Genomic DNA, 14,691 nt, shown 5'->3' with positions numbered 1-14,691 from the left:
AGTTGACGGCAGGCATTTGGCGGGAGTAGTTTTTATCTACAGACGAAATTATGTTCTCTACAGAGAAACAACAATAACAATCCAGACAGTTCCATCACTGTCTCGGCAACCGAGGATTTCCACCATGAACCTGGCCCAGGCCCTGCTACACAACTGGAACGACCTGCCCCGCGAAACCGTGCGCAAAGGCGTCGAACGCGTCGGCTTCCGGGGTGATGACACAATTTGTGTGATGAACTGGCTGACCCCGGGCATGGATGTGTTCCCCCACAGCCACACCTTCGAACAATTGGTGATCATCGTGCAGGGCCGCGTGCGGTTTCATTTGGGAGACGAAGTGGTCGAAGGCGGCCCCGGCAGCATGCTGCGCATCCCGCCGCATGTGGTGCATTACGCCGAACCGTTGGGGGATGAAGTGGTGATGAACCTTGACGTGTTTTCCCCATTGCGCGAGGACTACCAGCATCTCGTTGAATATCAGGCCAACGAGTTTGGCACCGCGAAGAGCGCGTCATGAGCAGCCCAACCTTGCGCCAGCGGTTGCTGGCGGGCGAACGGTTGCTGAGCAGCTTTATCAAGACCCCCGCCCACGCCTCGATTGAGATTGCCGGGATCGCCGGTCTGGATGCCGTGGTGCTGGACGCCGAGCATGCCGGCTTCTCCAGCACCAGCCTGGATATCGGCCTGTTGGCTTGCCAGGCGGCCGCCCTCCCCGGTCTGGTCCGCGTGCCCGACAACCGGCCGGCGACCTTGCTCCAGGCTCTGGATCTGGGGGCCGCCGGACTGGTGCTGCCGCATGTCACCAGCGCTGCCCAAGCCAGCGACATTGTTACCGCAACCCGTTATCGGGAAGGACAACGCGGTTTCTCCAACTCACCACGCGCGGGCGGTTATGGGCTCATGTCGCTGGCGCGGCACATTGATTTCCACGATGGCCGGGCAGCGGTGATTTGCCAGATCGAAGATGCCGCCGCCCTCGATCATCTGGACGCCATTGCCGACGTTGACGGCGTCGACTGCCTGTTCGTCGGCCGCGCAGACCTGGCCGTGTCGCTGCGCTGCTTTGACCTCGACCACGAAACTGTCGAGCAAGCCGTCGTCCAGACCTTGCAGGCCGCGCGCCGGGCCGGCAAGGCCGCCGGCATTTTCGTGGCGGACGTCGGCGATGTCGAACGCTACGCCGCCCACGGCGCGACCTTTTTCATCGTCGGTTCGGACCAGGCCGTCCTGCGTACGCGCTGGACCGAACAGGTGCAGCTGTTTCGCAACGCTTCGTCACGCTGACGTGAACCCACTCAACAAGAACAACCACCCAAACAAGGTGCCCCTGATGAACGCCAAAGCTCAAACTTCCTCTTCAGTAGATCGTGACGCCCGGATTGACAGCCTGGTGCGCGGCGCAATCGATCTGCACTGCCACAGCGGCCCTTCGGTCATGCCCCGCTACTGCGACCATATCGAAGCCATGCAGGAAGCGTCCGAAGCCGGCCTGAAAGCGGTTCTGCTCAAGGATCACTACTATTCCTGCACGCCGGTCACGACCCTTTTGAACAAGCATTTCTCCGAACTCAACGTGCAGATGCTGTCCGGCGTACCGCTTAACAACTCGGTGGGAGGCCTGAACATTCATGCCGTCGAGCACGGTCTGAAGCTGGGCGCGAAGCTGGTGTGGATGCCGACTTTCTCTTCGGCCAATCACATTGCCCATCATCATCAGGATGTGAAGTTCGTCGATAAATTCCCGCAGACCACCCAGCGCATGCTGCAACCGATTCCGCTCACGGTGCTCGACGACGACGGCAAGTTGCGCGAAGAAGTCAAAGGCATCCTCGACCTGATCGCCGCCGAAGATGTCGTGCTTTCGGCCGGGCACCTGAACATCAGGGAAATCTGGCCGCTGTTCGAAGAGGCGCGCAAACGCGGGGTCAAGCGTCTGCTGGTGAACCATCCGACCTACGTGGTCGATGCCACCCTCGATGACATGCGCCAACTCGCCAGTGAAGGTGTGTACATGGAGCATTCGATGTGCATGTGGGTACCGGGTTCGAAGTTCAAATTCTACGACGGTGAATTCCTCGCGCAGGTCATCGAAGCCGGCACCGTGGACCTGACCATTCTCGGTTCGGATCTCGGCCAGCAAGGCAACCCGACCATCGTCGACGGCTTCCGCAACGTGATCGGTACCGTCCTTGACCTGGGTTACAGCGAGGACGATGTGCGCAAGATGACCTCACTCAATGCCGCACGCCTGATGAACATTTGACCGGGTCAACAATCGAGGCAACAGCATGAGCCGTCTGATGACGCACATTGGGTCTTTGACCCTGAAAAACCCGGTGATCTGCGGTGCCGGTGAGCAGACCATGAACAGCGCGTCCATCAAAAAGGCGCTGGCGACCGGCGCCGGCGCGGTGGTCGCCAAATCCACCAACGAGTCAGTGGCCGCCAAGCAGCAGTTGGACAAAACCGACTATGCCCTGCTCGACGCCCAATGGAATCGGCTGCCGTGGAATTTCAATCCGCCCGCCGACGCCAGCCTGTTCGGACGCTCCGGCCTGGTACAGCGTGACTTCGAGGGCTGGATCGATGAACTGGCCGTGCTGGATCGCCAGGCGAAAACCCGGGACGCCTATGTCATTCCCAGCCTGATTTTGAGCGACCTTGAGCAATGCGCGAGCTTCGCCGAACAGATCGAGCAAGCCGGATTGCGTGTATTGGAACTCAACATCGGCGCGCCCCACGGCGAAGAAGCCGCCAAAGGCGCCATCGTGCTGGAGCGCGGCACCGACCGGATCGAAAAGATCGTGCGCAGACTTCGTCAGGCGACGACTTTACCGCTGTGGATCAAGCTGACCGGGCAAAGCGAAGACGTTGTCGGCATGGCCGAAGCCGCTCGCCGGGGTGGCGCCGACAGCGTAGTGATGATGGGGCGCTTCATGGGATTTCTGCCCGACCTGGAAACAGAACGCCCGCTACTCGGTACATCGGCGGCAATTGGCGGCGGTTGGGCCCTGCCGCTGACCGCCCGCTGGCTGATGCTGACCCGTAAGAAGCTCGGTGCGGACTTCCCGCTGATCGCCACCAATGGCGCACGCAACGGGCTCGATGTAGCGCGTTTCCTGCTGGCGGGAGCCTGTGCAACAGAAATGACCTCTGCCGTGTTCACCGGTGGCTACCCGGTGCTGGAGCGCGCCATCGACGAACTCGACCGCTATGTGGCCAGTCGCGGTCGTACCGTCAGCGAGTTGCTGGGCGTGGCAGCGGATCACGTACAGACCTATCAGGAGCAAGTCAGCCGTCAGGACTACTGGCAAGCTTTCGCGCCTGACACTGAGTGATCCAACCTGAACCGAGGACCAAGCGTATGGACAGCAACGATTCAAGCACGCCGCGCTGGCAATGGATCGCACCCGAAGTGGCGCGACGGCTATCGGGGACAGTCACCCCCGACCGTATCTGCCGACACGTTGCGATCAAGGGACGGAGGTTGTCCAGGCTACGGCGTATCGGCCGTGAAATCGTCGAATCGTGGCGACTGATGCTGGTATGACAGCGATCAAGGCTTGATATTTTTAAGCTCATTAAGCAAGGCCAGCAGTTGCTCCATTTTCTCCGCGCCAAACTGCTCCTGGATCTTCTGGTAGTTGCTTTCCATCCCTTCGCTCATCGAGACGAAGCACTGCTGGCCGCGCTCCGTCAACGCAACAAAAACGCGCCGCTGATCCTGGCTGGACTTTTGCCGACGCACGAGGCCGTCGCGTTCCAGGCGACTGAGAACACCTGTCATGCTTGGCTTGAGAATGCAGGCCTGGTGTGCAAGCTGATGGCTTTCAAGCTCGCCTTGCTGGCGCAGTATCCGAATGACCCGCCACTGCTGTTCCGTCAGATCATGCTTGTTAAGCGCTGGCCGGAAGAAGGCCATTGCGGCTTCGCGGGCTTGCAATAAAGTCAGCGTCAGTGAAGGTCTGGGATTAGCCATTATCAAAATACTTGAAGGGACGAGTCGGCAGCTTAGTGTCGCCAGCAGGCGGGTGCAAGCCGCAGAGCAATACACGATTGTTCCGACACTGAGCACCTGTTGAAGGTCAAGACAACCTCGCATCACGCCGCAACGGCCCTGTGAAAAGTGCAATCCGTTCCTCGTAAAAGCCATTCTGCTACGCCGGCGCCGTGACCATGATGATCAGCACAAGATCAACAACACTGCAGCCAATAAACCTATGCCCTGCTCAACGCAAACCCGACTGCCGCTGGCGGTACTCACCTGGAGTGACCTGTGCGTAGCGCTGGAAGAAACGACTGAAATAGGCCGGGTCCTTGAACCCGAGCTGATAGCAGATTTCGTTGGCGGAGCTCCCTGTGAACAACAGCAAGCGTTTGGCTTCCTGCATCAGGCGCTCCATGATCAGGCGCTTGGACGGCAGGTCGGCGATCCGTCGGCACACATCATTGAGTCGCGCCTCCGTAACCCCGATACCGTCGGCGTAACGCGACAGCGGCCAATGTTGCAGGTAATGCACTTCAATCAATTCATTGAAGCGTCGGAAGATTTTCAGATCTTCATGCCTGGCCGGCCTCGCCTCCAGCGAGTTGGAACACAGGCGCAGCAGGCTGATCATGATCAGTCGCGTCAGGCTGTCCAACGCGGCGCTACGTCCCGGCCGATCGCTCACCACCTCTTCGCTCAACTCCTCGAACAGATAATCAAGACGTCGCACCTCGCTCGCATATTCCGGGCCCAGATGCGCCAGCGCGACACAGGCCGCCGGCAGTTGTGCGCCAGCGGGCGCGAGGCTGGAATCCGCTTCGATCAACTGCCACACCAACTGCTGACGCACCGTCAGTACGTGCCCGTCACTGTCGGCCTCGGTCACAAACGAGTGCGGGACGGTGGGCGGCGTGAGGAAGAACATTGGCCCCGACTCGACGTACTGCTGATCGTCCAGATACACCCGCACCGTTCCGCTTTTTACGTAGTGCACCTGGAAGAATCTGTCGTGGCGGTGCACGGGCATGTTCCGGCCGAAGAAACCGGCCAGGTTACAGAGTTTGTCGTAATGGACTTCCGCGTCGCTGTAGCGCTGGTCGTAGACCTGGCCAATGTTGATGTTGGGAATGGGTTGACGGTCAATCATCGCGGCTTACTCGTTTTTTATTTTGACTCATATGCGGCAGGCGCTTTCATCCTGCACCTAATTCGGGGTGACAACCACTGCCCTGCGCTTCAGTCACGCTTGACGATGATTAACATATTAACTATAACTGTTAACACATTAACAATTCCAGAGCCTGCCAGCTCTGTCAGGAGAAATGCAATGAGCCGTGCCTTGCATGAAGTCGCGACCGGCACCCTTTTGGGTGTCGCGCTGAACTACCAGGGTCTGTTGAAGCAGCACCTCGCCGAATTCGAACAACCGCCGTATCAGAAGCCGCCGGTCAAACCGGTGCTGTTCATCAAGACGCCCAACACGCGCAATCAGCATGGCGCCGAGGTGGTGCATCCAGGCAACGGCCTGCGTCTGCAACCCGGTCCGGCGCTGGGTGTGGTGATCGGCAAAAACATCAGCCGGGTCAGCGCGGCCGAGGCACTCGACTACGTGGCCGGTTACACCATCGTCAATGAGTTCAGCCTGCCGGAAGACAGCTATTACCGCCCCGCCGTCAAAGCGAAATGCCGTGATGGATTCTGCGCCATCGGGCCTGAGCTGGTACCGACCGCGCAGATCGCCGACCCGCACAGCCTCGCCATCACGCTGTACGTCAATGGCGAGGTTCGTCAGCAAAACAACACCGCCAACTTCGTTCGCGATGTTCCACGACTGATTGCCGAAATCAGCGAATTCATGACGCTGCATGCCGGCGATGTACTGATCACGGGCACCCCTGAAGGCCGCGTCGACGTGGCGCCAGGCGACCGCGTAGAAGTTGAAATCAGCGGCTTGGGCCGCCTAGTCAATCACATCGCGGCCCAGTAACAGGAGCTCCCATGAAACACGCACGTGTTCGTTTTGAAGGCGAAATCCACGCCGTCACCGTTGAAGACAATAATCAGGTCCGTTTGGCCGATGGGCGCCGGCTTGCCGAGCATCAAGTGGAGTGGCTACCACCGGTGACCGGCAACATGTTCGCCCTGGGCTTGAACTATGCCGACCACGCCGCCGAGCTGGCTTTCAAGCCACCGACCGAGCCGCTGGCATTCATCAAATCTGTGGGGACTTACACCGGCCACAATCAGCTGACCTGGCGCCCGGATAACGTCGCCTACATGCACTACGAGTGCGAATTGGTAGCCGTCATCGGCAAGCCGGCGCGCAACGTCAAACGTGAAGATGCCCTGGACTACTTGGCCGGCTACACGGTCTGCAACGACTACGCGATCCGCGACTACCTGGAAAATTACTACCGGCCCAATCTGCGGGTGAAAAACCGCGACGCCACGACACCCGTCGGCCCATGGATAGTCGACGTCGCCGACGTGCCGGACCCGAGCAACCTGAAACTGCGCACCTGGATCAACGGTGAGTTGCGTCAGGAAGGCAGCACCAAGGACATGATTTTCGACATCCCTTACCTGATCGAATACCTGTCCAGCTTCATGACCCTGCAACCCGGCGACATGATCGCCACGGGCACGCCGGAAGGTCTGGCCGATGTGGTACCGGGCGATGAGGTAATTGTGGAAGTGGAAGGCGTAGGCCGCCTGGTTAATCGAATTGTCAGCGAAGCGGAATTCTTCTCCGCCCGGAAAGAGGCTTGAGTAGCATGATCAAACATTGGATCGACGGCCGTGAGGTCGAAAGCAAAGACGTGTTCGTCAACTACAACCCGGCCACCGGAGAGGCGATCGGTGAAGTCGCCAGCGGCGGTGCCGAGGAAGTCGCTCAAGCGGTAGCGGCCGCCAAGGAAGCATTCCCGAAATGGGCGGCGACCCCGGCCAAGGAACGCGCCAAGCTGATGCGCAAGCTGGGCGAACTGATCGAGCAAAACGTCCCGCGCCTGGCTGAACTCGAAACCCTGGACACGGGCCTGCCTATTCATCAGACCAAGAATGTGTTGATCCCGCGTGCCTCGCACAACTTCGATTTCTTCGCTGAAGTCTGCACGCGTATGGACGGTCACAGCTATCCGGTCGACGACCAGATGCTCAATTACACCCTTTACCAACCGGTGGGCGTATGTGCCTTGGTGTCGCCATGGAACGTGCCGTTCATGACCGCCACCTGGAAAACCGCACCGTGCCTGGCGCTGGGTAATACCGCCGTGTTGAAGATGTCCGAGCTGTCGCCTCTGACCGCCAACGAACTCGGTCGTTTGGCTGTAGAGGCCGGCATTCCAAAGGGGGTGCTCAACGTCATCCAGGGCTACGGTGCCACTGCCGGTGACGCGCTGGTTCGCCACCCCGACGTCCGCGCGATTTCCTTCACCGGCGGCACCGCCACCGGCAAGAAAATCATGCAGACCGCCGGCCTGAAAAAGTACTCCATGGAGCTGGGCGGCAAGTCGCCGGTGCTGATCTTCGAAGACGCGGATCTTGAACGCGCGCTCGACGCTGCGCTGTTCACCATCTTCTCGTTGAACGGTGAGCGTTGCACCGCCGGCAGCCGGATCTTCATTCAGGAAAGCATTTACCCGCAGTTTGTCGCCGAGTTTGCTGCTCGCGCCAAACGCCTGATTGTCGGTGACCCACAGGATCCGAAAACCCAGGTCGGTTCGATGATCACCCAGGCCCACTACGACAAGGTCACTGGCTACATCAAGATCGGCATCGAAGAAGGCGCCACGCTGCTCGCCGGTGGCCTGGAGCGCCCGGCCAACTTGCCTGCGCACTTGAGCAAAGGCCAGTTCATTCAGCCGACGGTATTCGCCGACGTGAACAACAAGATGCGCATTGCCCAGGAAGAAATCTTTGGCCCGGTGGTCTGCCTGATTCCGTTCAAAGACGAAGCCGAAGCCTTGCAACTGGCCAACGATACTGAATACGGGCTGGCCTCCTATATCTGGACTCAAGACATCGGCAAGGCGCATCGTCTGGCCTATGGCATCGAAGCCGGCATGGTGTTCATCAACAGTCAGAACGTGCGTGACTTGCGTCAGCCGTTCGGCGGTGTGAAAGGTTCCGGCACCGGCCGTGAAGGCGGCCAGTACAGCTTCGAAGTATTCGCCGAGATCAAGAATATTTGCATCTCGATGGGCAGCCATCACATCCCGCGGTGGGGGGTGTAAACATCGCTAAAACCTGGTGATGAACCCTGTGGTGAGAGGATTTATCCCCTCGCCACAATAGCTGTGATCCATCCTGGCATCAGGCGGTGATTCACCGGTTACCCGAGATTCAAACAAGAACTTTTTTTCAGGAGCATCATCATGGGCGAAGTCGTTCTGGCTGCAAAAATCTGCCACGTTCCCTCGATGTATCTGTCGGAACTCCCTGGCAAGCATCACGGCTGCCGCGAAGCGGCGATTGCCGGCCACAAGGAGATCAGTCGTCGGGCTCGCGAACTGGGCGCCGATACCGCCGTGGTGTTTGACGTTCACTGGCTGGTCAACAGCGCCTATCACGTCAACAGTGGCGAGCACTTCAAAGGTATTTACACCAGCAATGAGTTGCCGCACTTCATCAAAGACATGGAGTACGAGTACCCGGGCTGTCCAGAGCTGGGCGAACTGATCGCCGCCGAGGCCAACGCCGCCGACGTGCGCACCCTGGCCCACAACATCCCGAGCCTTGAGCTGGAATACGGCACGCTGGTGCCGATGCGCTATATGCACATGGGCGTACCGGACGATCAGAAATTGAAAGTCGTTTCGATTGCCGCCTGGTGCGCGTGGCATCGTCTGCAAGACAGCTTCACCTTCGGTGCCGCGGTACGCCGGGCAATCCAGAAGAGTGATCGCAAAGTATTGGTGCTGGCATCCGGCTCGCTCTCGCACCGTTTTTCCGATGACCGCAATGCCGAAGCCAATATCCATAACTGGACGCGCGAATTCGACAAACAGGTCGATCTGCACGTGGTGGAACTTTGGCGTCAGGGCCGCTGGAAAGAATTCTGCGCCATGCTCCCGGACTACGCCGAGCACTGTTTCGGCGAAGGCAAAATGCATGACACCGCCATGCTCCTCGGTCTGCTCGGCGGCCCCGATTACGACAAACCCGCGGAAATCATCACGCAGCCTTTTGGTAGCTCGGGTACCGGTCAGATCAACGCCATTTTCCCTGTTTGACATACGGCCGCACGGCATTCCCGCGCGGCCTGAAGGAGCTGTCCATGCCTCACTTCATTGCTGAATACACCGACAACATTGAACAGCAAGCCGACCTGCCTGGCCTGTTCGAAAAAGTCCACCAAACGCTGGGCGACAGTGGCGTGTTTCCCCTCGGAGGTATCCGCAGCCGAGGCGTACGCCTGGACACTTGGCGCATGGCCGACGGCAAGCATGACTACGCCTTCGTCCACATGACCTTGAAGGTCGGTCATGGCCGCGATCTGGTGACCCGGCAGAAAGTCGCCGAACAACTCTTCGAAGTGATTGCCCGGCATTTCGCCGACCTTCAGGGCCAGCGCCTGCTGGCCTTGTCGTTCGAAATGATCGAGCTGCACGAACAACTCAACTTCAAGGAAAACAACGTGCACGCCTTCCTCAAGGCGCAGGCCAGTTAAGGCACTCCTGCCCTTTTTTTATCGGCCTCTCAGACAAAAAGTATAAAACCATGAGCACAGCCAATACCGCCGTCGCACGCGACCGAACTCACAGCACCATCACGTGGCGGCTGATGCCGTTGCTGTTGATCTGCTACCTCTTCGCCCATCTCGACCGGATCAACATCGGCTTCGCCAAGATGCAGATGAGCGCTGACTTGAATTTCAGCGACACGGTCTATGGTTTCGGCGCCGGGTTGTTCTTCATTGCCTACGCGCTGTTTGGGGTGCCGAGCAATATGGCGCTGGATCGCGTCGGCCCACGGCGCTGGATCGCAACGCTGATGGTGGTGTGGGGCGCGCTGTCGGCCAGCATGTTCTTGATCGACAGCTCGACCGGATTCTACGTTTTGCGCTTTCTGCTGGGCGTCGCCGAGGCCGGGTTTTTTCCGGGCATTCTGGTGTTTTTGAATCGCTGGTACCCGGCTGATCGTCGGGCGCAGATCACCGCATTGTTTGCCATTGCGGTACCGATGGCAGGCGTGATTGGCGGCCCATTGTCCGGTGGCATCCTCGAAAGCTTCCATGATGTGGCGGGCCTGCGCGGTTGGCAGTGGATGTTCGTGATCGAAGGCGTGCCCGTGATCCTGCTCGGGCTGGTGGTGCTCAAGTATCTGCCAGACAGCTTCGAAACGGTCAGTTGGCTGGCACCGCAGCAGAAGCAACAGTTGCGCGAGCAGTTGAACAATGAAGAACAGCGCAAATCGATCACCTCGTTCTCCGCGATCCTCAAGAACCCACAGGTCTGGTTGCTGGTGGCGGTGTATTTCGCGGTGATGCTGGCCGTCAACACCCTGGCGTTCTGGATGCCGACGCTGATCCACAGTGCCGGTATCGGCAGTGACGGTAAAGTCGGTCTGCTCAGCGCCATTCCGTATCTGGCGGGTTGCTTTTTCATGATCGGCTGCGGACGTTCGTCCGATCGCCACCATGAACGCCGCTGGCACCTCTGTGTGCCACTGCTGATGGCGGCTGCCGGCATCGCCATTGCCGGGCTCATACCCACCAATCCGACAATGGTTTTGGGCGGTCTGATCCTCGCCGGCATGGGTGCCTGCGCAGCGCTACCAATGTTTTGGCAACTGCCCCCCGCGTTCCTGTCCAACCGCACCCAGGCTGCCGGGATTGCCCTGATCAGTTCCTTTGGCAGCATCGCCGCGTTCTTTGCGCCCTATCTGATCGGCTGGATGCGCGACACAACCCAAAGTGCCAGCCTGGCCCTTTATCTGCTTGCGCTGTTCATCGCGCTCGGCGGTTTTCTGGTGCTGCGCACCCAGTCCTCCATCGTCAACCCTCAGTAAGAGATCATCGTCATGCTTGATCAACAGCTCATTCAACAAGCCGCCGCCCGCCTCGACCACGCCGAGCGCTCACGCGAGCAAGTGCGTCAGTTTTCCCTGGACCATCCAGAGATCACCATCGAAGACGCGTATGCCATTCAACGCGCCTGGGTGGAACAAAAAATCAAGGACGGCCGCAAGTTGGTTGGGCATAAAATCGGCCTGACCTCCAGGGCCATGCAAGTGTCGTCGAATATCACCGAGCCGGATTTCGGCGCGCTGCTGGATGACATGTTCTTCGACGAAGGCACTGACATTCCGTTTGAGCGTTTTATCGTGCCACGGGTTGAAGTCGAGCTCGCGTTCATCCTGGGCAAGCCTTTGAAAGGCCCGAACGTGACGATTTTTGACGTGCTGGACGCCACCGAATGGGTGATCCCGGCGCTGGAAATCATCGATGCGCGCATCCAGCAGGTCGACCCGCACAGCAAAGCCACGCGCAAGGTGTTCGACACCATTTCCGACAATGCCGCCAACGCCGGCGTGGTCATGGGTGGCCGTGCCGTGCGCCCCACAGAGATCGATTTGCGCAAGGTGCCCGCCGTGCTCTACCGCAACGGTGTGATCGAAGAATCCGGCGTCTCCGCAGCGGTACTCAACCACCCGGCGAAGGGCGTGGCCTGGCTCGCCAACAAACTGGCGGCCTATGACGTCGGCCTGCTGCCAGGACAAATCATCCTCGGCGGTTCTTTCACCCGTCCTGTGGCGGCAAACCCTGGCGATACCTTCCATGTCGATTACGACATGCTCGGCTCAATCGCCTGTCGTTTCGTTTGATCGGAGGTCTTGCCCATGGATATGCCTGTCAACACCTTCAAGCTGCGCCTGAAAAGCGGTGAAGCGCAGATCGGTCTATGGCTGGGTCTGGCCGATCCCTACTGCGCAGAACTGGCCGCCAATGCCGGGTTCGACTGGCTGCTGATCGACGGCGAACATGCGCCCAACGATCTGCGCGGGATGCTCGGTCAGCTCCAGGCCGTGGCGCCCTACCCGAGCCATCCGATCATTCGCCCGGTCATTGGCGACACAGCACTGATCAAACAAGTGCTCGATATCGGCGTGCAGACGTTGTTGGTACCAATGGTCGAAAGCGCGGATCAGGCGCGGGAACTGGTGAGAGCGATCCACTATCCACCCCACGGTGTTCGCGGTGTCGGCAGTGCGCTGGCACGAGCATCGCGCTGGAACAGCATTCCCGGCTACCTCGACAAAGCCGATGAACAAATGTGCCTGCTGGTGCAGATCGAAAACAGCGAAGGTCTGGCCAACCTGGATTCCATCGCGGCGGTCGACGGCGTTGACGGGGTCTTTATCGGCCCGGCGGATTTGAGTGCCTCGATGGGCCACCGCGGCAACCCGGGGCATCCCGACGTGCAGGCGGCTATCGAAGATGCGATCGCACGCATTCAGAAGGCCGGCAAAGCGGCCGGCATTCTCAGCGCGGACCAGAATCTGGCCAAGCGCTACATCGAATTGGGCGCGGCGTTCGTTGCCGTTGGCGTTGACACCACGGTCCTGATGCGCGGCCTGCAAACCCTCGCCGCGACCTTCAAAGATGCTCCGGCGCCCACCAGCTCCGGCGGCGTGTACTGATTTTTTCGAGAAGTCCGATGAAACTGAATGATCTGAAACTGCTGCGCGAACAGGCTTACATCAATGGCCAATGGATCGAAGCCGATGACGGCAATCGTTTCCCGGTGACCAACCCGGCGAATGGCGAAGTCATAGCCGAAGTCAGTTCCCTCGGCCAGGCCGAAACCGCGCGCGCCATCGCCGCGGCCCAGGCTGCCCTGCCCGCCTGGCGCGGCAAGACCGCCAAGGAGCGCAGCACCATCCTGCGCAAATGGTTTGACTTGATCATGGTCAACCAGGAGGACCTCGCCCGTTTGCTCAGCCTCGAGCAAGGCAAGCCATTGGCCGAGAGCCGTGGCGAAATTGCCTACGGTGCGAGTTTTATCGAGTGGTTCGCCGAAGAAGCCAAGCGCGTCTACGGTGACGTGATCCCCCATGACAAGCAGGGCCGCCGCCTGGTGGTGATCAAGCAAGCCATCGGCGTTGTAGCCGCGATCACGCCGTGGAATTTCCCCAATGCGATGATTACCCGCAAAGTCGGTCCGGCATTGGCCGCAGGTTGCACGGTCGTGGTCAAGACCGCGTCGGAAACCCCGCTGTCGGCACTGGCCTTGGCTGAACTGGGCGCACGTGCGGGGATCCCTGCCGGTGTACTCAACATCGTCACTGGCAACCGTGCCCGTGAAATCGGCGCCGAATTGACGGGCAATCCTGCTGTTCAGAAAGTTTCGTTCACCGGTTCTACCGGCATCGGCAAAACCCTGATGGCGCAATGCGCCGAGACCATCAAGAAGGTCAGCCTAGAGCTCGGCGGCAATGCGCCTTTCATCGTGTTTGACGATGCCGACCTCGATGCAGCGGTCGAAGGCGCCATGGGTTCGAAGTTCCGCAACACTGGGCAAACCTGCGTCTGCACCAATCGAATTCTGGTGCAGAACAGTGTCTACGATGAATTCACTCGACGCCTCGTGGTTGCGGTCAATCAACTCAAGGTCGGCGCCGCTGACGTGGATAACGCGCAACAAGGACCGCTGATCAATGCTAAAGCGGTGGCCAAGATCGAGGAACATATCAGCGATGCCTTGAGCAAAGGTGCCACCCTGCTGGCCGGCGGAGAAACCCACGCGCTGGGCGGCAATTTCTTCCAGCCGACCGTGCTCGGTGAAGTGACCCCGCAGATGCTGGTCGCGCGTGACGAAACCTTCGGCCCGTTGGCGCCGGTGTTCCGCTTCGAGACCGAGGTCGAGGCGATTGCAATGGCCAACGACACCGAGTTCGGACTGGCGTCTTACCTCTACACCCGCGACCTGGGGCGTGCATGGCGCGTGAGCGAGGCGCTGGAGTATGGGATGGTGGGTGTGAACGAAGGACTGATCTCGACCGAAGTGGCGCCGTTTGGTGGCATCAAACAGTCGGGGCTGGGACGCGAAGGTTCGAAGTACGGCATCGATGATTACATCGAGCAGAAGTACATGTGCCTGGGGATCGGTACAGCCTGACAATGAGCATCACGATGAGCCAGCGATCCTGGCTCATCGTGCCCTCAGTCGCCGTGCAAACGGTTAGCGCTTGAGCGCTTTCAAGTCATTGAGTAACGACAGCAGCGTTTGCAGTTTCTCCTCCCCCAATTGCGCCTGAAGGTGCAGGTAGTTCTCTTCCATGTTCTGGCTCATCGAGTTGAAGCATTCCTCGCCTTTTTCAGCCAGTCGTACCAGAACCCGCCGCTGATCTTGCTCAGACTTACGACGTTCAACCATGCACGCCACTTCCATACGCGCGAGTACGCCGGTCATACTCGGTTTGAGGATGCAGGCGAACTCAGCCAGGCGATTGATCTCCAGTTCGCCCTGTTGACTCAGAATTCGAATAACTCGCCACTGCTGCTCGGTCAAGCCGAGTTGGTTCAGAGAAGGACGGAAAAACCCCATGGCCGCTTCGCGAGCCTGGAGCAATGTCAGAGTCAATGATTGGCGCGGCTTGGGCATAGGGATACTGTCAAGACTCGATTTAGTTAATCTATTAACTAAAATTCTACCATCGTCGGTCGTTGATTGCTTGCGTCATCACGGGTACGGCTTACT

Annotated in this window: 16 protein-coding genes; 13 read left to right on the top strand and 3 right to left on the bottom strand. The window is 59.3% G+C overall.

Going from position 1 to position 14,691, the window contains the following annotated elements; all coding sequences use genetic code 11:
• Positions 1-124: 124 nt before the first annotated feature.
• The 4 genes from ASC74_RS04805 to ASC74_RS04790 are packed head-to-tail and all read left to right on the top strand — an operon-like array spanning position 125 to position 3,338.
• The gene (locus ASC74_RS04805; RefSeq protein WP_056739644.1) at positions 125-517 is read left to right on the top strand and encodes a cupin domain-containing protein; all 393 of its coding nucleotides are present in this window, start codon (positions 125-127) and stop codon (positions 515-517) included.
• A complete protein-coding gene (locus tag ASC74_RS04800; RefSeq protein ID WP_056739642.1) occupies positions 514-1,284 on the top strand; it encodes an HpcH/HpaI aldolase family protein in 771 nt (256 codons plus the stop codon). The genes ASC74_RS04805 and ASC74_RS04800 overlap by 4 nt, the downstream gene beginning before the upstream one ends.
• A 46-nt stretch (positions 1,285-1,330) precedes the next feature.
• Positions 1,331-2,263, top strand: a complete 933-nt coding sequence (locus tag ASC74_RS04795) for a DUF6282 family protein (protein WP_056739740.1) — start codon at positions 1,331-1,333, stop codon at positions 2,261-2,263.
• 25 nt (positions 2,264-2,288) lie between these two features.
• Complete coding sequence (locus tag ASC74_RS04790; RefSeq protein ID WP_056739640.1) at positions 2,289-3,338, top strand: dihydroorotate dehydrogenase; 1,050 nt, start codon at positions 2,289-2,291, stop codon at positions 3,336-3,338.
• A 218-nt stretch (positions 3,339-3,556) separates the two neighbouring features.
• Here ASC74_RS04790 and hpaR (ASC74_RS04785) read toward each other — a convergent pair whose 3' ends face one another.
• Together hpaR (ASC74_RS04785) and hpaA are read right to left on the bottom strand one after the other, a co-directional pair.
• A complete protein-coding gene (gene hpaR, locus ASC74_RS04785; protein WP_056739639.1) occupies positions 3,557-3,979 on the bottom strand; it encodes a homoprotocatechuate degradation operon regulator HpaR in 423 nt (140 codons plus the stop codon).
• A gap of 250 nt (positions 3,980-4,229) precedes the next feature.
• The gene (gene hpaA / locus ASC74_RS04780) at positions 4,230-5,135 is read right to left on the bottom strand and encodes a 4-hydroxyphenylacetate catabolism regulatory protein HpaA (protein WP_056739637.1); all 906 of its coding nucleotides are present in this window, start codon (positions 5,133-5,135) and stop codon (positions 4,230-4,232) included.
• Between the two features lie 180 nt (positions 5,136-5,315).
• Here hpaA and ASC74_RS04775 point away from each other — a divergent pair, with 180 nt between their 5' ends.
• The 9 genes from ASC74_RS04775 (at position 5,316) to ASC74_RS04735 (ending at position 14,109) form a co-directional block, all read left to right on the top strand.
• The gene (locus ASC74_RS04775; RefSeq protein WP_056739634.1) at positions 5,316-5,975 is read left to right on the top strand and encodes a fumarylacetoacetate hydrolase family protein; all 660 of its coding nucleotides are present in this window, start codon (positions 5,316-5,318) and stop codon (positions 5,973-5,975) included.
• A gap of 11 nt (positions 5,976-5,986) precedes the next feature.
• Complete coding sequence (locus tag ASC74_RS04770) at positions 5,987-6,757, top strand: fumarylacetoacetate hydrolase family protein (protein WP_056739632.1); 771 nt, start codon at positions 5,987-5,989, stop codon at positions 6,755-6,757.
• A 5-nt stretch (positions 6,758-6,762) separates the two neighbouring features.
• Positions 6,763-8,223 carry a 5-carboxymethyl-2-hydroxymuconate semialdehyde dehydrogenase gene (gene hpaE / locus ASC74_RS04765; protein WP_056739630.1) on the top strand — a complete coding sequence of 487 codons (1,461 nt, stop codon included), beginning with the start codon at positions 6,763-6,765 and terminating at the stop codon, positions 8,221-8,223.
• Positions 8,224-8,364: 141 nt separating this feature from the next.
• The gene (hpaD, locus tag ASC74_RS04760; protein ID WP_056739628.1) at positions 8,365-9,222 is read left to right on the top strand and encodes a 3,4-dihydroxyphenylacetate 2,3-dioxygenase; all 858 of its coding nucleotides are present in this window, start codon (positions 8,365-8,367) and stop codon (positions 9,220-9,222) included.
• Positions 9,223-9,266: 44 nt separating this feature from the next.
• Positions 9,267-9,659, top strand: coding sequence for a 5-carboxymethyl-2-hydroxymuconate isomerase (locus ASC74_RS04755; protein WP_056739626.1), 393 nt, complete (start codon positions 9,267-9,269; stop codon positions 9,657-9,659).
• Between the two features lie 50 nt (positions 9,660-9,709).
• Positions 9,710-10,999 (top strand): MFS transporter, encoded by a 1,290-nt coding sequence (locus tag ASC74_RS04750; protein WP_056739624.1) that lies wholly within the window; start codon positions 9,710-9,712, stop codon positions 10,997-10,999.
• 12 nt (positions 11,000-11,011) lie between these two features.
• Entirely contained in the window at positions 11,012-11,815 is an 804-nt protein-coding gene (gene hpaH, locus ASC74_RS04745) for a 2-oxo-hept-4-ene-1,7-dioate hydratase (RefSeq protein WP_056739622.1), read from the top strand.
• 15 nt (positions 11,816-11,830) lie between these two features.
• Positions 11,831-12,631: a 4-hydroxy-2-oxoheptanedioate aldolase gene (hpaI, locus tag ASC74_RS04740; protein WP_056739620.1), complete on the top strand. Its 801-nt coding sequence runs from the start codon at positions 11,831-11,833 to the stop codon at positions 12,629-12,631.
• 17 nt (positions 12,632-12,648) lie between these two features.
• Positions 12,649-14,109 (top strand): NAD-dependent succinate-semialdehyde dehydrogenase, encoded by a 1,461-nt coding sequence (locus ASC74_RS04735; RefSeq protein WP_056739618.1) that lies wholly within the window; start codon positions 12,649-12,651, stop codon positions 14,107-14,109.
• Between the two features lie 63 nt (positions 14,110-14,172).
• On the opposite strand, the gene hpaR (ASC74_RS04730) is transcribed toward ASC74_RS04735, so the two are convergent.
• A complete protein-coding gene (gene hpaR, locus ASC74_RS04730) occupies positions 14,173-14,595 on the bottom strand; it encodes a homoprotocatechuate degradation operon regulator HpaR (RefSeq protein WP_056739617.1) in 423 nt (140 codons plus the stop codon).
• Between the last annotated feature and the right edge of the window lie 96 nt (positions 14,596-14,691).

This window comes from Pseudomonas sp. Root329, from assembly GCF_001424925.1.
In the GTDB taxonomy this organism is placed as follows: Bacteria; Pseudomonadota; Gammaproteobacteria; order Pseudomonadales; family Pseudomonadaceae; genus Aquipseudomonas; species Aquipseudomonas arabinosi.
This window is presented reverse-complemented; position numbering and strand designations above follow the sequence as displayed.

Coding starts and splice junctions, on each gene's coding strand:
- hpaR (WP_056739639.1), bottom strand. CDS start 3,979: ATGGCTAATCCCAGACCTTCACTGACGCTGACTTTATTGCAAGCCCGC.
- ASC74_RS04735 (WP_056739618.1), top strand. CDS start 12,649: ATGAAACTGAATGATCTGAAACTGCTGCGCGAACAGGCTTACATCAAT.
- ASC74_RS04750 (WP_056739624.1), top strand. CDS start 9,710: ATGAGCACAGCCAATACCGCCGTCGCACGCGACCGAACTCACAGCACC.
- hpaI (WP_056739620.1), top strand. CDS start 11,831: ATGGATATGCCTGTCAACACCTTCAAGCTGCGCCTGAAAAGCGGTGAA.
- hpaH (WP_056739622.1), top strand. CDS start 11,012: ATGCTTGATCAACAGCTCATTCAACAAGCCGCCGCCCGCCTCGACCAC.
- hpaR (WP_056739617.1), bottom strand. CDS start 14,595: ATGCCCAAGCCGCGCCAATCATTGACTCTGACATTGCTCCAGGCTCGC.
- hpaA (WP_056739637.1), bottom strand. CDS start 5,135: ATGATTGACCGTCAACCCATTCCCAACATCAACATTGGCCAGGTCTAC.
- ASC74_RS04805 (WP_056739644.1), top strand. CDS start 125: ATGAACCTGGCCCAGGCCCTGCTACACAACTGGAACGACCTGCCCCGC.
- hpaE (WP_056739630.1), top strand. CDS start 6,763: ATGATCAAACATTGGATCGACGGCCGTGAGGTCGAAAGCAAAGACGTG.
- hpaD (WP_056739628.1), top strand. CDS start 8,365: ATGGGCGAAGTCGTTCTGGCTGCAAAAATCTGCCACGTTCCCTCGATG.
- ASC74_RS04775 (WP_056739634.1), top strand. CDS start 5,316: ATGAGCCGTGCCTTGCATGAAGTCGCGACCGGCACCCTTTTGGGTGTC.
- ASC74_RS04790 (WP_056739640.1), top strand. CDS start 2,289: ATGAGCCGTCTGATGACGCACATTGGGTCTTTGACCCTGAAAAACCCG.
- ASC74_RS04800 (WP_056739642.1), top strand. CDS start 514: ATGAGCAGCCCAACCTTGCGCCAGCGGTTGCTGGCGGGCGAACGGTTG.
- ASC74_RS04795 (WP_056739740.1), top strand. CDS start 1,331: ATGAACGCCAAAGCTCAAACTTCCTCTTCAGTAGATCGTGACGCCCGG.
- ASC74_RS04770 (WP_056739632.1), top strand. CDS start 5,987: ATGAAACACGCACGTGTTCGTTTTGAAGGCGAAATCCACGCCGTCACC.
- ASC74_RS04755 (WP_056739626.1), top strand. CDS start 9,267: ATGCCTCACTTCATTGCTGAATACACCGACAACATTGAACAGCAAGCC.